Genomic DNA, 17,345 nt, shown 5'->3' on the forward strand with positions numbered 1-17,345 from the left:
TGCTGCGGCGGCCACGCCCGAGGACCACACCAGAAACCCCGAACCAGCGGCTATCGCAATCAGAGGCACGATTGCTTTCTTGAATCTCATCGACCGGGTTCCTTCCATGGACTGCAACTGGCGTGGGGTGGGATCTGGTGTCTCGTCTTCGGTATCCGTCATCGACTGTCGTCGGCGAGGCTCAGCGGAAGCTCAAGCGCGGCTCTGCGATGACGCAACATCTGTACGGTGCGTATTCAGATCTGACTTTCCGAGCCTGTTTCGTAGCGGAGAGTGTTCGTCGTAGGGGTGTCGGCTGACAGGTCGGCCGTTCGGCCCCCGGACTGTGGAAAACGCGGTGTGCGAAACCCGCGGACACCCGGGCGCACACCCGCCGGATACGAAGCGGTCCGGACCCCACGGGGGGAGGCCCGGACCGCGCCGATACCGGTGGGCGGAGGTGGGTTTCAGGTGCGGAAGACGGCCGTGAGCTTCGACAGCTCGGTGGCCATCGCGGACAGTTCGGTCGCCGCGCGGTAGGTCTCGTTGGAGGCGGCGCGGCTCTCGTCCGCGGCGCCGCTGATCGTCGCGATCGCGTCGGTGATCGACCCCGAACTCTCGGCCACCCGCGTCGCGCTCGCCGCCACCGCGGCCGTGCTGGCGCCCTGCTGCACCACCGTCGAGGCGACCGACTCCTGATGCGTCGAGATCGTGCCGATCACCTCGGTGATCTGGTGCACGGCCGAGACCGCGCCGTCCATCCCCGACTGGATCTCCTCCACCCGGCGGGTGATCTCCTCGGTCGCCTTCGCCGTCGCCTCCGCGAGATCCTTCACCTCGCCGGCCACGATCGCGAAGCCGCGCCCCGCCTCACCCGCGCGGGCGGCCTCGATGGTGGCGTTCAGCGCCAGGAGGTTGGTCTGGGCGGCGATCGCCGTGATCGAACGGACCACGTCGCCGATCTGCAGGCTCTGCTCGCGCAGGCGTTCGACGTTCTCCGCGGCCAGCCGCGCGTTGTCGACCGCGCCGCCGGCCGCCGAGGAGACCGCGTCCGTCGTCGCGCTGATCTCGTCGATGGCCACCCGCATCTGTTCCGCGCCGCGGGCGACCATGCCGAGTTCGCCGCTGGTCCCGTCGGCCTCCGACTTGACCGTGCTCAGCCGGGCGACCGTCTCCTCCGCCGTGGCCGTCATCATGCTGCTCGCCTCCTTGAGGGAGACGGAGGATTCGGCCAGTCGTTCCGCGGCCTCGCGCACGCCGCTCACCGTCGCGCCGACCTGCTTCACCATTCCGTTGAACGCCTGAGCCATCAGCCCGAGCTCCAACTTCCCCTCCATGTGGATCTGCTGGGTCAGATCCCCCTGAGCGGCTTTCGTGATCGCCGTCGTGACCGTCACGATTCCGTCGATCGTGGTCCGCACCGCGGACTTCGCGAAGTACAGGGCGATCGGGCCGCACAGGCCGAAGAAGACCGCGCTGACGTGGAGGCGTTCGAGGCCGGCGCGGGCTTCCGACCCGGCCGGCAGCGTCGGCGCCACATCGCCGGTGATCCACCAGGTGATGATCGCGAGACCGACCACGCTCCAGGTCCAGAGGGCACGACTGATGAACGCCCGCGCCTTGGCCGAGAGCACCTCGATCGGTCGGTAGAACACACGACACCTCCCTCGGGCATGCACATCGTCTGGCAACGAGCGACTTGCAGCAGATTGGTGTGAAAATTCCGAACGCGCGGGGGCCTGTCCGGCGACACTCCCGTGGCTGCGGTTGGATGGTGTGCATGAGCCAGCCAGGACCGCGTCCCGACCGTCTCGAACTGAACGTGCTCGGCCCCGTCGCCACCGTGACGATCAACAACGTCACCAAGCGGAACGTCATGACCGCCGCGATGTGGCACGACCTGTGCGTTCTGCTGGACCGGCTGGCCGCCGACTCCTCCGTTCGGGTGATGGTGCTGCGCGGGGCCGGCGACACGTTCTGCGCCGGGGCCGACATCACCAATCTGGGTGACCTCGGCGGCACCGACGACGGCGGCCTTGCCGCGGTGGCCGAGGAAAAACTGGCATCCTTCCCCAAGCCCACCCTCGCCCAGCTGAACGGCTACTGCGTCGGCGGCGGCTGTCAGCTCGCCGTCGCCTGCGACCTACGTTTCGCGGCGGCCGGCACGCGCATCGGCATCCCGCCCGCGAAGCTCGGCATCGTCTACCCCGCCCGGACGACCCGCCGCCTGGTGGACCTCATCGGCCCGTCGTCAGCGAAATACCTTCTCTTCTCCGCCGAACTCGTCGACGCCCAGCGCGCACTCGCGATGGGCCTGGTCGACGAGATCGTTCCGGCGCATCAACTGGCGACCCGGGTGGACGCCTTCGCCCGCGTCATCGCGAACCGCTCTCAGCTCACGCTCGCCGCCAGCAAGGACATCGTGGAGATGGCGGCCCGGGGCGAGATGGACCCCGCCCGGGTCGCGCACTGGTACCACCAGGCCGTGGTGGGTCCGGACGCCGCCGAGGGCGTAACCGCCTTCCAGGAACGCCGTGCCCCCCGCTTCACCTGGTCCCCGGCCACCGCACCGGCCCCACCTGGAGCCGCCACCCCCGCGACTCCGCCTGCCACTTCGCCCGGCGCGCCTGCCGGCCCTGCGGCCTGGTCGGCCCCCTCTGGCGCACCTGCCGCTGCGGCCCAGGCGGGCTCGCCCGGGGAGCGTGTCGGCCCTGCGGCTTGGGCGGGTCCGACCGGTGCGCCGACAGCAACGGACGGCCCGGGTGCTGCTCCGTCGGCGCCACCCGGTGCGGTGTATCGCGACGGGGTGGTCCCCGGCGAAGGCGGCTGGCCCACTCTCCCGGCACCGCAGCCGGCGCCCTCCGGCTCATCCGCACCGACAGCCCCGCATGCACCGATCGCCCCACAGCCCTCGGAGGCGCCCGCGTCGCAGTCCCCGGCCGCTCCGGGCAGGCCGACCGGGTCCCAATCGCCGGAAGCACCGCAGTCCCCGGCCGGACCGCCGACGCCACACAGGCCGCAGACTCCTGTCGGGCCGCACACGCCGCCGACGCCGCACACGCCTGCCGGGCCGCAGACGTCGACGGCGCCGCACACGCCGACGGCGCCATACCCGGCGGCGGCTCCCCGATCGCCGGTTGCGCCTCCGGCCGGCCTGTCCTCGCCGGGTGCGCCGGTCTTCCCGCCGCAGGCGCCGCCGCCTCCGGTCGCGTGGGCGACCCCGGTCCCCATGCCCGATCAGCCCGGCGTCGTCACGCCGCAGCCGCCCGCAGCCCCGTCGCCGGCCGGCGCGTCATCTCCAGCGGCCCCCTCCCCGGCGGACATCCCCACCGCCGTTGCGGCACCGGTGAGCCCGTTCGCCACGGGTACCCCGCCTTCCGACCGCCCCGCCCCGCGCGGCATCTCCACCCCGGGAAGCGAGGCGGCCGGGGAGGCCCATTCGCGCGAGCGCCCGGCACGGCACGAAGGCTCCACCGCGGGGGCGTCGAGCGCCTCCACCCCGGCCGGCGCAGCCGCCGCATCCGCCCCCCGCCCGCAGCTCCCGAAGGCCACCGTGTCGGCATCCGTCCCCGCCCACCGGCCCGGCGCCGCCGCCTCCGAACCCACCGCACAGGTGCCGGCCACGGACACCACCCCGAGCGCGGACCCGACGCCCCCCGGCACTACCCCGGAATCGACACCATCCGCCACGCAGGCCTCCGCAGCCGACCGCTCGAAGCCACCCGCCGCGCCCGGCCCCTCCGCAGCCCCGACTTCTGCCGAGCGATCGGCACCGACAATCTCCGGCCGAGCCGCACTGCCCACCTCGTCAGCCGCCACCAGGCCTCCCACCGGCGACGGCACGCGACCCGTGTCGCAGCACTCACCCGCTGGGTCGGCATCGGAGGGCTCATCCGCCGGATCGGGGCCAGGGTTCGGCCTCGGTGGCGTGTCGGCCGTCGCTTCCGCCCGGGTGTCGGGCCGCGGCGCCATGCACCCGCCCGCGTCGGGTTCGGTGCGGAGTCACGCCACCCCGGCCGGCTCGGCGGCGGTGCCGACGGTCCGCCCGGCCGTGCCCCGCCCGACCCCGCCGACGGAGGCCGATCCCGCACAATCCCCTCCGGCGGCCCCGGACAAGCCCTCCGCCCCCGCCGAGGCGGCCGCCCCCGAGGATGCCCGAGGGTCCGATCCGGAGGAGGCCGCCGACGAGGACGCCCCGACGGCCGTCGCCCCGATTCTGCCGGCCGCGCCGGTTCGCGCCACGGCTCCGGTGACCAAGAAGCGGAAGCAGTGATCGATGTAAGTTCGGTTGCGCGACGCGCCGAGGTGTCCCGTATCGTGGGCCGGCGTGAGCGGGGCACCGGTCCACAGCGACCAGAAGCAGTTCACCTTTTGCGATGACACCACCGGGGAGCGGGTCGCTCTCAGCGCGGGTGAGCTGGCCGGGTGGGCGGCGCGGGTGGCCGGGCTGCTGCACGAGGGCTGCGGGCTCGACGCGAGCAGTCGGGTGGGGGTTCTGGCGCCGGCGCACTGGCAGACGGCGGCGATCATGCTGGGCGCGTGGTCGGCGGGGATCCCGGTGTCGTACCACCGCTGGTCGACGGCCGGGCTCGAGAAGGCCGAGTGCGACGCGGTGTTCGTGACGCGCACACGGCTCGACTCGTGGTTGGAAGAAGTGCCTCCGGCGCGGCACAGGTTCGTGCTGCTGGGGGAGGCGCCCGCGGGCTACCGGGACTTCCTCGCCGAGGCGCAACGGTTCCCGGACAGCCTGCCGGCGTACGCGACCATCGGCGCGGCCGACGCGGCGCATCCCGACGGCACGACGTTCCGGCAGTTCGGGGCGGTGGCGCGGGAGTTGGCGGACCGGCTGGACCTGCGGGCCGGCGACCGCGTGCTCGTCGACGCGGCCGAGGTCGAGGAGCCGTTGCGGTGGCTGCTCGCGCCGCTGTCCGTCGGGGCGTCGGTGGTGGTGGTCGCCGGGCTCGATCGGTCCACTGTGGACGTTCGGGCGGCGGCCGAGGGAGCCAACCGCATCCTGTAGCGCGGCACCGGTGCGCGAACCTGCCGGCGTCCTGCCGCCGGATCGCCTGGCCCGAGGGTCGCCGAGAGCGAAGGATCGAAACGCTGAGCCTTCTTCACAACCGGGGGGATCCGGTGCCCGGGCGTGCATCGTCCGGGCACCGGCTCTTTCACCGGTAGTCGTTGACCTGCACGCCGATGCGGTGCCGGTCAGAGGGCCAAGCGGGCACGTTGACGACGTCGAGCCCGCCGCCGCGCGGTCGCACGGCCAGCGCGACGATGCCCCTCGCCGGCACGTAGACGTCCATCCCGGTGATGAAGGTCTGGCTGTAGAACGCGGGGATGGGCGCGCTCAGGTCGGTGACCCGGTCGACGTTCGCGTCGTAGGCGAACATGCCGATGACCCGCTTGACCCGCGGGGAGTTGGCGGCGTTGAGGACGTTCGTGCCGTTGACGAACACGGCGTCGCCGGCCTCGCCCTGATCGCCCCACCACTCCTTGTTGCGGCTGATCGTCAGGTTCGAGTGGTGCGGGCCGGTCTCCGTCAGCGCCCCGATGCCCTCGCCCGGGCGGCTGGTGAGCAGCCGGATGAGCCGGTCGGTGCGCCGGAACGGCTGGAAGTACAGGTGGTGCGTCTGCCCACCGGCGTAGACGATCGCGAACTCGTAGCGGGCGTCCGGATCGGCGCGGAACGGCCCGAACGCGCCGTCGCCGCTCAGTTCGTAGGTGTGCAGCGGCCGGTGGCTGAGCCGGTGGCCGGTGAGCGCGCCGACCCGGTAGATCTCCAGCCGCGCGCCGGTGACGCCGGCGTTGCTGGGGAACAGGACGGCCCGGCCGGCCAACGTCGTCGGGCCGCGCTTCACCTGCGAGGTCCGCGGAGCGGAGCCGTTGAAGAACGTGTACTGCGCGACGAAGCTCTCCTGTGACGTCACGGTCTGGGTGTGCGACTGGTCGGGCAGGTAGGTGTTCGTGGCGCCGGCGATCGCGCGGGTCTGGTCGCCCTCGCCCCAGATTGCCAGCGTCGGCACGCCACCGGGCGGCGCGGCGGCGGTGCGCCCGTCGAGATTGACGTAGTGGGCGACGCGCGCGGCGCGGGCGGGGGAACTGTTCAGATACCCCTGCATCACGAACGTCCCGAGCGAGTGCGCGGCCAGGTCCACCCGGTCGGCGCCGGTGGCGCTGAGCAGCCGGCCGATGCGCGCGTCGAGGCCGGCGTAGACGTCCGGCAGGACAGCGGCGATGTTCGGTGAGTCGTACTCGTGCGCCTCGATGTACTCGGCCGGATAGCCGTTGCCGGCGAAGCGTTTGGCCTGGGTCTCGTACTGCAGCCCCGAACCGGCGCTCCCGTGCAGGAAGACGATCGGCCGGTGCTTCACCGGGGTGTCGGCGAGGGCCGGGTTCGACAGGAAAGTGGTTAGCAACGCGAGGACCGGGATCAGACGGTGGATCTTCACGGGCAGCCTCCATTCTGCACTGTCGGTGAAGATACCCCGCAACGGTCAGCGTCGATAGATGAGCCGCTCCTGGAATCCCTGCGCCCGCGACACCATCCACAGGCCGAGGTAGCCGAAGACGAGAAAACCGCCGACGGCGTGCACCGCCCAGGCTCCGGCGAGGCTGGGCCCGCCCCAGGCGTTCGACAGCGAATCGGGACCGTCGACGCGGACCGGGTAGGCGAGGTTGAGCACCAGCCCCGCGACCACATAGGCGGCCAGTCCCGACGCGAAAAGATGCACCGGCAGTGCGAGCAGGGCCGCCTTCGGGGACGGAGTGCCCCGGCCGACCGCCGACAGCACGCGCGCCGCCGCCGAACGCCGTCCGACGATCACCAGCACCAGGCAGACCAGCCACCCGGCGGGGGAGAGGAGCGCGAACAGGAGGCGGCGCCAGGTCTCGACGCGGAACGGCAGTCTCATGCCGAAGGACGCTAGGGCACCCGCACGCCGGTTGTCCCCAGGGCGGGCCGCACCCTGTGCACCCCGGCCGGCCCGGTCACCGGTAGCCCATGCGCTCCCGCTGCAGCCGGGCCTTGTGCGAACTGCGCCGCACCCCGGTGACGATCGCGATGATCAGGGCGATGAAGAGTCCCACGCACGGCACCGCGATCGCCCCCACGAACGCCCCCGCGCCCCCGAAGACGCGCGCCATGAAGCCGCCCACCTCGATGGAGTCGCCGATCGCGTACACATCGGTCCCCGGAACGCGCGTGTTGGACGTGCAGGTGATCGAGTACTGGCCGTCCTGGCTGACCGTGATCTCGTAGAGGATCGACCAGGTGCTGCCCTCGGCGGTGGCGCTGGCGTCGTAGCTGAGCGGGCTCAGGTCGATCGTGCCGCCGGAGACCGGCGTGGCCGTGCACGTGGCGCCCGCCGAGCCCGCCGTGTCCTCCAGGACGACCGCGTAGATCGCCGACTTCTTTCCGGCCGTCAGCTCCACGGTCGTCGCGGCGCCGCCGTTGAACTGCGTGTCGAGGCTGGGCAGCTGCCCGATCGCCGACCCGAACGAGGCGAACCCGAGCACCACCAGCAGCGGCGCGGCGACGATGCCGAGCACCGCGATGACGGTCGCGACCAGGTACCACGCGCGGCTGGGCCGCACGTCGCGCGGGTCGATCGGGTAGGGAGGCGGCGGATAGCCCATGCCAGGCATGGTGCCCTAGCTGTCAAGCGGAACGATCGTCGCCGCCGTCATCCGACTCGCGCAGCACCCCCTGGGCGACCTTGAACGCCGTGTTCGCCGCCGGCACCCCCGCGTAGATCGCCGTCTGGAGCAGCACCTCGCGGATCTCGTCCGGGGTGAGGCCGTTGCGCAGGGCGGCGCGCACGTGCATCGCCAGTTCCTCCTCGGCCCGCAGGGTGGTGAGGATCGACAGGGTGATCACGCTGCGGGTGCGCCGGTCGAGGCCGGGCCGGGCCCAGATCTCGCCCCACGCGTAGCGGGTGATGAGGTCCTGGAAGTCGGCCGTGAAGTCGTCGGTGTTCGCCACGGCGCGATCGACGTGCGCGTCGCCGAGCACCTCGCGCCGCACCCGCATGCCCTCATCCAAGGAAGTGCTCCCGAAGCAGGTGGTTGACGGTGGCGGCCTGCTCGTGGCTCGCCAGGTGGGCGGCATCGGGGATCGACGCGAACCGCGCGCCCGGGATCGACGAGGCGATCGCCCGTGCGTGCTCGGGCGGCGTGGCGGGATCCTCCTGGCCCGCGATGACCAGCGTCGGCGCGCTGATCCGGCCGATGACCGGCCGCAGGTCCATCGCGGCGATCGCCTCGCAGCAGCCCGCGTACCCCTCGGGCGGCGTCGAGGCGATCATCTCCTGGAGGCGCCGCACCTCGTCGGGATGCGCCGACGCGTAGGCGGGCGTCAGCCAGCGGCTCACCACCGTGGGCGCCACGGCGCCGGTGCCCTCGGCGCGCACCAGCCGGGCCCGCTCCAGCCAGCCGGCGGCGGGCGGCAGGAACGCCGCGGTGCAGAGCAGGGCGAGGCGTTCGACCCGGTCGGGATGGTGCGCGGCGAGCCACATGCCGACCATGCCGCCCAAGGAGAGGCCGGCGTACGAGACCCGCGCGGCGCCCACCTTCTCCAGCAGGAGCAGCAGCTCCTCGCCGAGCCGGTCGAGGGAGTAGGGACCGGGCGGGACCGCCGAGCCGCCGTGGCCCAGGTGGTCGTAGCGCAGCAGCCGCACGCCCGAAAGCGTTGCGAGCTGCGGTTCCCACATCGCGCGGGTGCTGCCCAGCGAGCCGCCGAGCACCAGCACCGGCGCCCCGTCCGGCCCGCTGAGGTCGTAGTCGAGCTCGCTCATGTGTTTTCTCCGTGCGCGGTCAGGGCGCGGTCGACCAGCAGGCCGGCCCAACCCAGGTAGGAGGTGGGGTCGAAGGCGTCGGCCAGTTCGGGGCGGTCCAGCGCCACCCGCAGGGAGACGTCGTCCGCGCGGGCCTTGGCCACCGCCGCCGCGACGATCTCCCGCGCCTCCTGCCGGCCGACGGTGGCGGCGAGCCGGGTGACGACGTTCTCCGCCATGTAGAGGTCGCCGGCCGCGTCCAGGTTGGACCGCATCCGGCGCGCGTCGACCCGCAGGTCCGCGACGAGGTCGCCGTGGTGGGCCGCCGCCGCGCCGCACAGCTTGAGCAGATCGGTCACGGCACCCCACTCCGCCTGCCATCTTCCGGGGGAACGCTGTAACTCCTGCGGTTGCCCCGCCAGGATCGAGGCGACGAGTCCGGGTACCCGGTGCGCACACGCCGTCACGAGGGTGGAGCGGGCCGGATTGCGTTTGTGCGGCATGGCCGACGAACCGCCGGGTGCGCCCTCCGCCAGTTCCCCCAACTCGGTTTGGGACAGCAACGTGACGTCCAGCGCGACGGTCGCGACGGCGCCCGTGACGACGGCGATCGCGGCGGCCAGCTCGGCCACCCGGGACCGGGAGGTGTGCCACGGCAGGTCGGGCGACGGCAACCCCAATTCCTGCGCGAGAAGAGCGGCCACGTGCGGCGCGGCGTCACCGAGGGCCGCGAGCGTGCCCACCGCCCCGCCGAACTGCACCGCCAACCGCTCCCGCCGCACCTGCGCGAGCCGGGTGCGCGCCTCGTCCAGCGCCACCAGCCACCCCGCGCACACCACCCCGAACGTCGTCGGCAACGCCTGCTGCAACAGCGTCCGTCCGAGCATGACCGTGTCGCGATGGCGCTCGGTGTGATCGGCGAGCGCGTCTGCCGCGACGGCGAGATCCTCCAGCACCGGCTCCGTGGCCGAACGCGCCACCAGCATCATGGCCGTGTCGACGACGTCCTGACTGGTGGCGCCCACGTGCACGGCTACCGCCGCGTCGGCCGGCACCCGCGCGGTCAGGTGCTTCACCAGCGCCGGAACGGGCGTCGCCGCCGACACCGCCTCCCGACCGATCTCGCCGATCGGGAACTGATCGGCCACGCACGCCGCGGACACCGCCTCGGCGGCGGCGGCCGGAACGAGTCCCGCCCGCGCGCAGGCCCGCGCCAGCGCACCCTCGAAGTCGAGCATCGCCTGCAGCCACGCCGTCGCACCGACCCGCGCGTCGACCTCGGGAGTGCTGAACAGCCCACCGAACAGTGGATCAGACATCGAAGAAGACTGTCTCCCCTTCGCCCTGGAGCCGGATGTCGAACCGGTATCCGCCCTCGACCGCGGTCGCCACCAGGGTACCGGCGCGGCTCGGATCCGGCAGTCCGACGAGAACGGGGTCGGCGGCGTTGGCGGCCTCCTCGTCGGGGAAGTACAGGCGGGTCACGACCCGGTCGAGCAGCCCGCGCGCGAAGACCGACACGTCGAGGTGCGGCGCCTCGACGGCCCCGCCGCCGGCCGGCAGCGCGCCGGGTTTCACCGTGACGATCCGGTACGTGCCGTCCGGCCCGGTGGGACACCGCCCGAACCCGCGAAAACCGTCCACTGTGGACTTCGCCGCGCCGCGCGGGTCGTCCGGGTGGTCGAAGCGCCCGTCGGGATCGGCCTGCCAGGTCTCGATGAGCGCGTCCGGGACGGGCTGCCCGGCGCCGTCGTACACGGTGCCGGTGATGGTGAACGCACCCTCCACAGTGGACGGCACCACGAACGGCCCGTCCTCCCACGGCAGCCCGATGTGCAGGAACGGCCCCACCGTCTGCGAGGCGGTGATGGCCGGGGTCTCAGTCATCGTCCCCCTCCTCTTCGAACGGCGTCGTTTCGGCGCCGCGCAGCACGATGTCCCAGCGGTAGGCCAACGCCCACTCGGGCTCCGTGGCACTCAGGTCGAAGCGCGACACCAGACGCTTGCGGGCCCTGGGATCGCGGATCGAGTTCATGACGGGATCCTGGGCGAAGAGCGAGTCGTCCGGGAAGTACATCTGCGTCACGAGCCGCTGCGTGAACGCCCGCCCGAAGAGCGAGAAGTGGATGTGTGCCGGTCGCCAGGCGTTGTGGTGATTGCCCCACGGATAGGCCCCCGGCATGATCGTCAGGAACCGGAACCCGCCGTCCCGGTCGGTGAGGGCCCGCCCGGCGCCCGTGAAGTGCGGGTCCAGCGGCGCGGGCCAGGTGTCGCGCGCGTGCCTGTAGCGACCGCCCGCATTGGCCTGCCAGATCTCCACCAGCGTTTCCGGTACCGGCCGCCCGTCGGACTCGATCACCCGGCCCAGCACGATGATCCGCTGCCCCACGGCCTCGCCGCCGCTGTCCCGGGTCAGGTCGGCGTCGTCCGCCGTGACGCGGTCCTCGCCCAGCACCGGCCCGGTGATCTCGGTCAGCCGATGCGGCAGCAGAACGGGCTTCTGCGACGGCGCGCGCAGGACCGTGGATTTGTACTCCGGACTGAGCAGCGGCGGATGAACCCCGTCCGGCCGCACGTACGACGGCAGTTTCACGCGGAAACCCCTCCCTTGGTCGCTTCGAGGTGGCGCAGGATCTTCAGTTCCTCGGCGGTGGGCGGCGGGGTGGTCTCCAGGTCGGCCGCGACGGCGAGGTCCCAGCCGGTGGCGTCGCGCGCCTGCTCGACGGTCACGCCCGGGTGCAGCGCGGTCAGCGTCAGCTCCGCCGTGTCGGGGTCGGGGGAGAGGACCCCGAGATCGGTGATCACCCGGCGCGGCCCGGCGCCCCGGAAGCCCAGCCCGTCCCGCTTGGCGCCGACGCTCGTCACGAAGTCGACCCGTTCGACGAACGCGCGGGGGCTCTGGCGCACCACCACCGTCACCTCCTTGCAGGAGGCCGCGATCTCCGGCGCCCCGCCGGCGCCCGGCAGCCGCACCTTCGGATCGCGGTAGTCGCCGCCGATGACGGTGGTGTTGATGTTCGCGAACCGGTCGAGCTGCGCGGCACCGAGGAATCCCACGTCGATCCGGCCCGGCTGGAGCCAGTAGTTGAAGATCTCCGGCACGGACACCACCGAGTCGGCCGTCTCGGCGAGCACGCCGTCGCCGATGGACAGCGGCAGGTGGCCGGGCTTCGCGCCGATCGTGCCCGACTCGTAGATGAGCACGAGGTTTGGCGCGTGCGTGCGGCGGGCCAGGTTGGCGGCGGTGCTCGGCAGGCCGATCCCGACGAAGCACACCGCCCCGTCGCGCAACGTCCGCGACGCCGCCACCGACATCATCTCGTCAGCGGAGTACGCATTCATAGATCCTCCAGCCACCGTGTGAAGGCCTCCCGGTCCCGGCCGATCGGATCCCACTTCTGGTAGAACTCGTTGTCCCGCACCGAGTAGCCGTGGGCGTAGGACGGGTGCGCGCCGCCCGGCACGTGCGCCACGCGGGTGATCACCCAGGACGGGAGCACCACCGCGCCCGGCCGTGGCTCCAGCCGGTCGACCACTTCCTCGACCGTCACGAGGGAACGCCGTGCGCTCAGCACCGCCTCCTTCTGCACGCCGACGATGCCCCACAGCTGGACGTTCCCCGCACGGTCGGCCTGTTGCGCGTGCACGATCGCGACGTCCGGGTTGAGCGCCGGGACGGCCGTCAGCACCTCCCCGGTGAACGGGCACGTGATCGGCTTGATCGTCTCCGTCTGGTGCACGAGGTCGGTGCCCACGTACCCGCGCAGCACCGCGAACGGCAGGCCCGACGCGCCGGCCACGTACCGGTTCGCCATGCCCGCGTGGCTGTGCTCCTCCAGCTCCAGCGGCACCGGCCAGGAGTCCTTCACCGCGTCCCGGAACCGGTGCAGCGAGCCCACGCCCGGGTTCCCGCCCCAGGAGAAGATCAGCTTGCGCGCGCAGCCGGCCCCGATGAGTTGGTCGTAGACCAGGTCCGGCGTCATGCGCACGAGCGTCAGGTCCCGCCGCTTCTGCCGGATGATCTCGTGCCCCGCCGCGAACGGGATCAGGTGCGTGAAGCCCTCCAGCGCCACGGTGTCGCCGTCACGGACGAGTTCCGCGACGGCGTCGTGCAGGGAGACCAGTTCCGCCATGCGTCAGAGCCTTTCGTACGCGAGACCGACGTAGTTCTCGGCGAGGCTGGTGCGGGCCGGGTCGGAGGCGGCCGTGTAGCGCAGTTGCGCCAGTTGCAGCCGCCGGTCGAACGGGTCCGCGTCCGGCGCCAGGTGCAGCATCGACGTCATCCACCAGGAGAAGTGCTCCGCGCGCCAGACCCGCTTGAGGCAGTCGGCGGAGTAGCTGTCGAGGAGCCGTTCGTCCTTGTTGCGGACGAACTCCTCGACGGCCCGCGCGAGCAGGCGTACGTCGGCGATCGCCAGGTTCATCCCCTTGGCCCCGGTCGGGGGAACGATATGAGCCGCGTCGCCGGCCAGGAAGAGCCGCCCGTGGCGCAGCGGTTCGGCGACGAAGCTGCGCATCGGCGTGACGCCCTTGTCCAGGATCGGCCCGCTCGTCAGCGTGAACCCGTCCCGGGTCGCCAGCCGGGCGCTCAACTCGTCCCAGATGCGCGCGTCGGACCAATCGGCGATGTCCTCCTCGGGCGGCACCTGGAGATACAGGCGGGTGATCTCCGGCGAACGCATGCTGTGCAACGCGAACCCGCGCTCATGGTACGTGTAGATCAGTTCGTCGGCCGACGGTGCGGTCCGCGCCAACACCCCCAGCCACGCGAACGGGTACGCCCGTTCGAAGATCGTCAGCACGCTCTGCGGGATCGACTGCCGGGCCACCCCGTGGAACCCGTCGCAGCCGGCGACGACGTCGCAGGTCAGCTCCTGGGCGGTCCCGTCGGCGCCGCGCCAGGTGATGCGCGGGGCGTCGGTGGTGAGGTCGTGCAGGGCCACGTCGGAGACGTCGAACAGGAGCGGCTCCCCGGCGGCCAGGCGCAGCGCGATGAGGTCCTTCACCACCTCCTGCTGCCCGTAGACCGTGATCGGGTGGCCGGTCAGCCCGGACAGGTCGACCCGGTGGTCCACCCCGTCGAAGCGCAGCGCGAAGCCGTGGTGCGGCAGCCCTTCGCGGTCCAGGCGTTCACCGGCGCCGGTCTCGCGCAGCAGCTCGACCGTGGGGTGCTCGAGCACGCCGGCGCGCACCCGCTTCTCGACGTACTCACGGCTGCGCCGTTCGAGGACGACGGAGTCGATGCCGGCGAGGCGCAGCAGGTGGGCCAGCATGAGGCCGGCCGGGCCCGCACCGACGATGCCCACGCGGGTCCGCACAGGGTGCCTCCTCGTTCTGGTGTTGGCCCACTTTGCGTCGACCGGCTACCCGACTCCGCTCGCGTTTCCGTTGAACGGAAGGCAGGATGGCGTTCATGAGCGGAGGCTTGCCGGAGCGAATCGTGGGGCTCTGTGCGCTCGCGTCTCGTGGCGCCGGTGAGCGGAGCGAGGCGGCGGCATGAGCACGCGCAGGGAGCCGGGGGTCTCCGTGACGGCGCGGCTGTTGCGCGTGTTCGAGGCGTTCACGGCGGAACAACCGCGGCTCACCCTGTCCGAGATCGCCCGCCGGGTCGGACTCCCGCTCGCCACGGCCCACCGCATGATCGACGAACTGGTCCGCTGGGGCGCGCTCGAACGCGACGACGACGCCAGGTACCACATCGGACTGCGGCTGTGGGAGGTCGGCGCACTGGCACCACGCGGCCTGGGCGTGCGGGAACGGGCGATGCCGTTCCTCGAGGACCTCTACGAGGCCACCCACCAGAACGTCCAGCTCGCGGTGCGCGACGGTGTCGAGGCGCTCTACGTCGAACGCCTCTCCGGCCGTGGCGCCGTCAAGGTGATCTCCCGGGTGGGTGGCCGGCTCCCGCTGCACGCCACCGGCGTGGGGCTGGCCCTGCTCGCGTTCGCCCCCGCCGACGTGCAGGAACAGGTGCTCGCGGGGCCGCTGCGGGCGTTCACCCGAAAAACCGTGACGAGCGCCCACGAGCTGCGGCGGGTCCTCGCCACCGTGCGCCTGGAGGGGGTCGTGATCATCGAGGGCGGCGTCGACCTGGACGCGCTCTCGGTGGCCGCGCCCATCTTCGACCGCACCGACCAGGTGGCCGCGGCCCTGTCGATCGTGATCCCCGCGAGCGAACCTCCCGCGCCGTACACGCCGGTGGTGCGGGCCGCGGCGCGGGGGGTCTCCCGGGCACTCGGGGCACCCCGCGCGCTGCGCCGTCCGACCTGAACTTTCTGTCGTACCGCGGGTCTAGCGTGTGCCCGTGACCATCCAGGCGTACGCGTACCTCGCCGAGTCCAGCCTCGCCGGGCGCGACCTGCGCCTGCAGACCTCCTCCGACGGCCGGTTCCCGCGCTTCTTCACCGGGTTCCTGACCACGCCCGAGCCGGCTGCGCTGGGGCTGCTCGCCGTCGCCGAGGTGGCCCGCACCCGCTACTACCGGCCGCGCGATCCCGCCGGCCTCGACCCGGTCGTGACGGGCAGCGCCGACCGGCTGCGCTTCGAGTCGTTCTCCGGGTGCTGCGGCGTCTACGCCCGGCTCGACGTGCTCCCCGCCGGCCTCGACGGCGACGTGCTCGGACCCGGCACGACAAACGTCGACGTCAACGACCCGCTGCGCCGCGCGCTGACCGACGTCACCGGCCTGGAGCCGCTGCACCTGAGCGTCGGGCCGGACGACCTGACGGTGTCCACAATGGACGGTGCCGTGGTGGAGCGGAAGGTGCCGCTGCCCGACCGGTGGCTGCGCGGGTTCGCCGAGGTGCCGGTGATCGCGTCGGCGTTCGACCCGCGGGCCGAGCTGGACATCGCCGAGGCCCGCGCCTTCCTGCACCGGCTGCCGGCCGGGCGGGACACGTCGGTGCTGTGGGCGGTGCCGGCGGGCCGCGCGCTCCGGCTCACCTCGCGGCCGGTGCCCGGCGCCGTGTGCCTGGCCGGCGCGGGGCGGCTCGCGGCGCTGCGGCCGCTGCTGCGCTTCGCCTCCGCGCTGCGCGTCTACGGGCCGCCGGTCGGGGCCGGCAACGCGCCGGTCGCGAGCACCTGGGAGCTGGACACCGGTGCGCTGCGGCTGTCGCTGACCCTCTCCCCGGAGCCGCGGCGCGGGTTCTCCGGGGAGGGGGCGGTGCTGCCGTCGCTGGCCGACGCCGAGGACGAGGACGCCGAGCTGATCGGTTCCCTCCTGGCGTGGGACCCGACCGTGGACGTCGCCGTGCTTGCGGCCCGCGCCGACATTCCGGTCGAACGGACCCGCGCCGCGCTCATCCGCCTCGGCACCGCGGGGCAGGTCGGCTACGACGTCTCCGAGGCGGCGTACTTCCACCGCGTGCTGCCCTACGACGCCACGCGCGCGGCCCGGGACAATCCCCGCCTGGTGGCCGCCCGCGCACTCGTCGAGGCGGGCGCGGTCGAGGCCGGCGACGGCGCGGTCGCGACGGTGCGCAGCGGCGAGCGGGCCTACCGGGTGCGGCGCGACGGCGCGGCGTTCACCTGCACCTGCGAGTGGTGGGGCCGCTACCGGGGCGGGCGCGGGCCGTGCAAGCACGCGCTCGCCGTATCCCTCGCCGGGGCCGCGCTCGCCGGCACCGTGGCCGAGGACGCGCCCGCCTTCGCTCCCGCCGATCAGCCGCCGAGCTGATCCCGCCAGGCGTGGCGCGGCGTGTAGCCGAGCAGCCGCCGGGCCTTGTCGATGGAGAGCAGCGTCTCGGTCCCCTCGAGCGGCCGCTTGACGGGCGTGTCCGGGAAGTACTCGGCGGCGAGTTCGGCACTCGGGCGGCTCATCACCGTGTCGGCGTTGGCGATCACGAACACCTCCGTCCCCGGCCGCTCGTAGTCCAGGGCGAGCCGCACCGCCTGGGCGCCGTCGCGGGCGTCGATGTAGCCCCACAGGTTCCAGATCCGCTTGCGCGGGTCGCTGTCGAACGCGGGGAACGCGGCGTAGTCGCCGGGCTCCATCACGTTGGAGAAGCGCAGGCCGACGGCGGTCAGTTCGGGGTCCCAGCGGCAGAACTGCGCCACCATCTGCTCCTCGAGGTGCTTGCCCAGCGAGTACGTGCTCTCCGGCCGGGCCGGGTACTCCTCGTCGACGGGCAGGTACGGCGGCGGCACGTCGAACGGCAGCCCGAGCACCGTCTCGCTCGATGCCCACACGATGCGCTTGATGCCGGCGACGCGGGCGGCGGCGAAGACGTTGTAACTGGCGGTCAGGTTGTTGGCGAAGATCGCCGCGTTGGGCGCGATGCCCGGCGCGGGGATCGCGGCGAGGTGCACGACGGCGTCGAGCCCGCTGTGCCGGTCGTCGATGCCGGCGAGCGCCCCGACGACCTGCCCGTAGTCGGTGAGGTCGACGCGCGTGTGCGGCCCCTGCGGGGTGCGCGGCGCCTGGATGTCCAGGTTGACGACCTCGTGGCCGTGTGCGGTCAACTCCTCGACGACGGCGCGACCGAGCTTGCCGCTGCCACCGGTCACTGCGATGCGGTACGTGTTCACGGCACCAGTCTTACCCGGCCGCGACGCGGGGAGGCGGTCGAAATCTGGCCGGCGGGCCCGCGTCCG

The 17,345-nt window shown here is 72.7% G+C and carries 17 protein-coding genes; 4 read left to right on the forward strand and 13 right to left on the reverse strand.

What is annotated here, in order from left to right; genetic code table 11:
- Positions 1-446 precede the first annotated feature (446 nt).
- Positions 447-1,634: a methyl-accepting chemotaxis protein gene (locus Val02_RS31515; RefSeq protein ID WP_203902902.1), complete on the reverse strand. Its 1,188-nt coding sequence runs from the start codon at positions 1,632-1,634 to the stop codon at positions 447-449.
- 125 nt (positions 1,635-1,759) lie between these two features.
- Here Val02_RS31515 and Val02_RS48565 point away from each other — a divergent pair, with 125 nt between their 5' ends.
- Both Val02_RS48565 and Val02_RS31525 read left to right on the forward strand, forming a co-directional pair.
- Complete coding sequence (locus Val02_RS48565; RefSeq protein WP_308440033.1) at positions 1,760-4,252, forward strand: enoyl-CoA hydratase/isomerase family protein; 2,493 nt, start codon at positions 1,760-1,762, stop codon at positions 4,250-4,252.
- Between the two features lie 54 nt (positions 4,253-4,306).
- Entirely contained in the window at positions 4,307-4,999 is a 693-nt protein-coding gene (locus tag Val02_RS31525; RefSeq protein ID WP_203902903.1) for a TIGR03089 family protein, read from the forward strand.
- Between the two features lie 148 nt (positions 5,000-5,147).
- On the opposite strand, the gene Val02_RS31530 is transcribed toward Val02_RS31525, so the two are convergent.
- The 11 genes from Val02_RS31530 to Val02_RS31580 all read right to left on the reverse strand — a co-directional run bounded on the left by Val02_RS31530 (position 5,148) and on the right by Val02_RS31580 (position 14,071).
- The gene (locus tag Val02_RS31530) at positions 5,148-6,431 is read right to left on the reverse strand and encodes an alpha/beta hydrolase (RefSeq protein WP_239153476.1); all 1,284 of its coding nucleotides are present in this window, start codon (positions 6,429-6,431) and stop codon (positions 5,148-5,150) included.
- Positions 6,432-6,476: 45 nt separating this feature from the next.
- The gene (locus Val02_RS31535) at positions 6,477-6,893 is read right to left on the reverse strand and encodes a hypothetical protein (RefSeq protein ID WP_203902904.1); all 417 of its coding nucleotides are present in this window, start codon (positions 6,891-6,893) and stop codon (positions 6,477-6,479) included.
- A gap of 76 nt (positions 6,894-6,969) precedes the next feature.
- Entirely contained in the window at positions 6,970-7,617 is a 648-nt protein-coding gene (locus Val02_RS31540; RefSeq protein WP_203902905.1) for a hypothetical protein, read from the reverse strand.
- Positions 7,618-7,639: 22 nt separating this feature from the next.
- On the reverse strand, positions 7,640-8,011 hold the full coding sequence (gene pcaC, locus Val02_RS31545) for a 4-carboxymuconolactone decarboxylase (protein ID WP_239153477.1): 372 nt from the start codon (positions 8,009-8,011) through the stop codon (positions 7,640-7,642).
- A 4-nt stretch (positions 8,012-8,015) separates the two neighbouring features.
- Entirely contained in the window at positions 8,016-8,774 is a 759-nt protein-coding gene (gene pcaD, locus Val02_RS31550; protein WP_203902907.1) for a 3-oxoadipate enol-lactonase, read from the reverse strand.
- Positions 8,771-10,072 carry a 3-carboxy-cis,cis-muconate cycloisomerase gene (pcaB, locus tag Val02_RS31555; RefSeq protein ID WP_203902908.1) on the reverse strand — a complete coding sequence of 434 codons (1,302 nt, stop codon included), beginning with the start codon at positions 10,070-10,072 and terminating at the stop codon, positions 8,771-8,773. The genes pcaD and pcaB overlap by 4 nt, the downstream gene beginning before the upstream one ends.
- Positions 10,065-10,640: a protocatechuate 3,4-dioxygenase subunit alpha gene (gene pcaG, locus Val02_RS31560; protein ID WP_203902909.1), complete on the reverse strand. Its 576-nt coding sequence runs from the start codon at positions 10,638-10,640 to the stop codon at positions 10,065-10,067. Before pcaG ends, pcaB begins: the two co-directional genes overlap by 8 nt.
- Positions 10,633-11,346 (reverse strand): protocatechuate 3,4-dioxygenase subunit beta, encoded by a 714-nt coding sequence (gene pcaH / locus Val02_RS31565; protein WP_203902910.1) that lies wholly within the window; start codon positions 11,344-11,346, stop codon positions 10,633-10,635. Before pcaH ends, pcaG begins: the two co-directional genes overlap by 8 nt.
- On the reverse strand, positions 11,343-12,095 hold the full coding sequence (locus tag Val02_RS31570) for a CoA-transferase subunit beta (protein ID WP_203902911.1): 753 nt from the start codon (positions 12,093-12,095) through the stop codon (positions 11,343-11,345). The genes pcaH and Val02_RS31570 overlap by 4 nt, the downstream gene beginning before the upstream one ends.
- A complete protein-coding gene (locus Val02_RS31575; RefSeq protein WP_203902912.1) occupies positions 12,092-12,886 on the reverse strand; it encodes a CoA transferase subunit A in 795 nt (264 codons plus the stop codon). The genes Val02_RS31570 and Val02_RS31575 overlap by 4 nt, the downstream gene beginning before the upstream one ends.
- A gap of 3 nt (positions 12,887-12,889) precedes the next feature.
- A complete protein-coding gene (locus tag Val02_RS31580) occupies positions 12,890-14,071 on the reverse strand; it encodes a 4-hydroxybenzoate 3-monooxygenase (RefSeq protein ID WP_203902913.1) in 1,182 nt (393 codons plus the stop codon).
- Positions 14,072-14,249: 178 nt separating this feature from the next.
- On the opposite strand from Val02_RS31580, the gene Val02_RS31585 reads away from it, so the two are divergent.
- Complete coding sequence (locus Val02_RS31585; RefSeq protein ID WP_203902914.1) at positions 14,250-15,023, forward strand: IclR family transcriptional regulator; 774 nt, start codon at positions 14,250-14,252, stop codon at positions 15,021-15,023.
- 34 nt (positions 15,024-15,057) lie between these two features.
- Positions 15,058-16,428, forward strand: a complete 1,371-nt coding sequence (locus tag Val02_RS31590; protein ID WP_203902915.1) for an SWIM zinc finger family protein — start codon at positions 15,058-15,060, stop codon at positions 16,426-16,428.
- On the opposite strand, the gene Val02_RS31595 is transcribed toward Val02_RS31590, so the two are convergent.
- Positions 16,413-17,279 carry an NAD-dependent epimerase/dehydratase family protein gene (locus tag Val02_RS31595; RefSeq protein ID WP_203902916.1) on the reverse strand — a complete coding sequence of 289 codons (867 nt, stop codon included), beginning with the start codon at positions 17,277-17,279 and terminating at the stop codon, positions 16,413-16,415. The genes Val02_RS31590 and Val02_RS31595 overlap by 16 nt on opposite strands.
- Between the last annotated feature and the right edge of the window lie 66 nt (positions 17,280-17,345).

It is taken from the genome of Virgisporangium aliadipatigenens, from assembly GCF_016863615.1.
Lineage (GTDB): Bacteria > Actinomycetota > Actinomycetes > Mycobacteriales > Micromonosporaceae > Virgisporangium > Virgisporangium aliadipatigenens.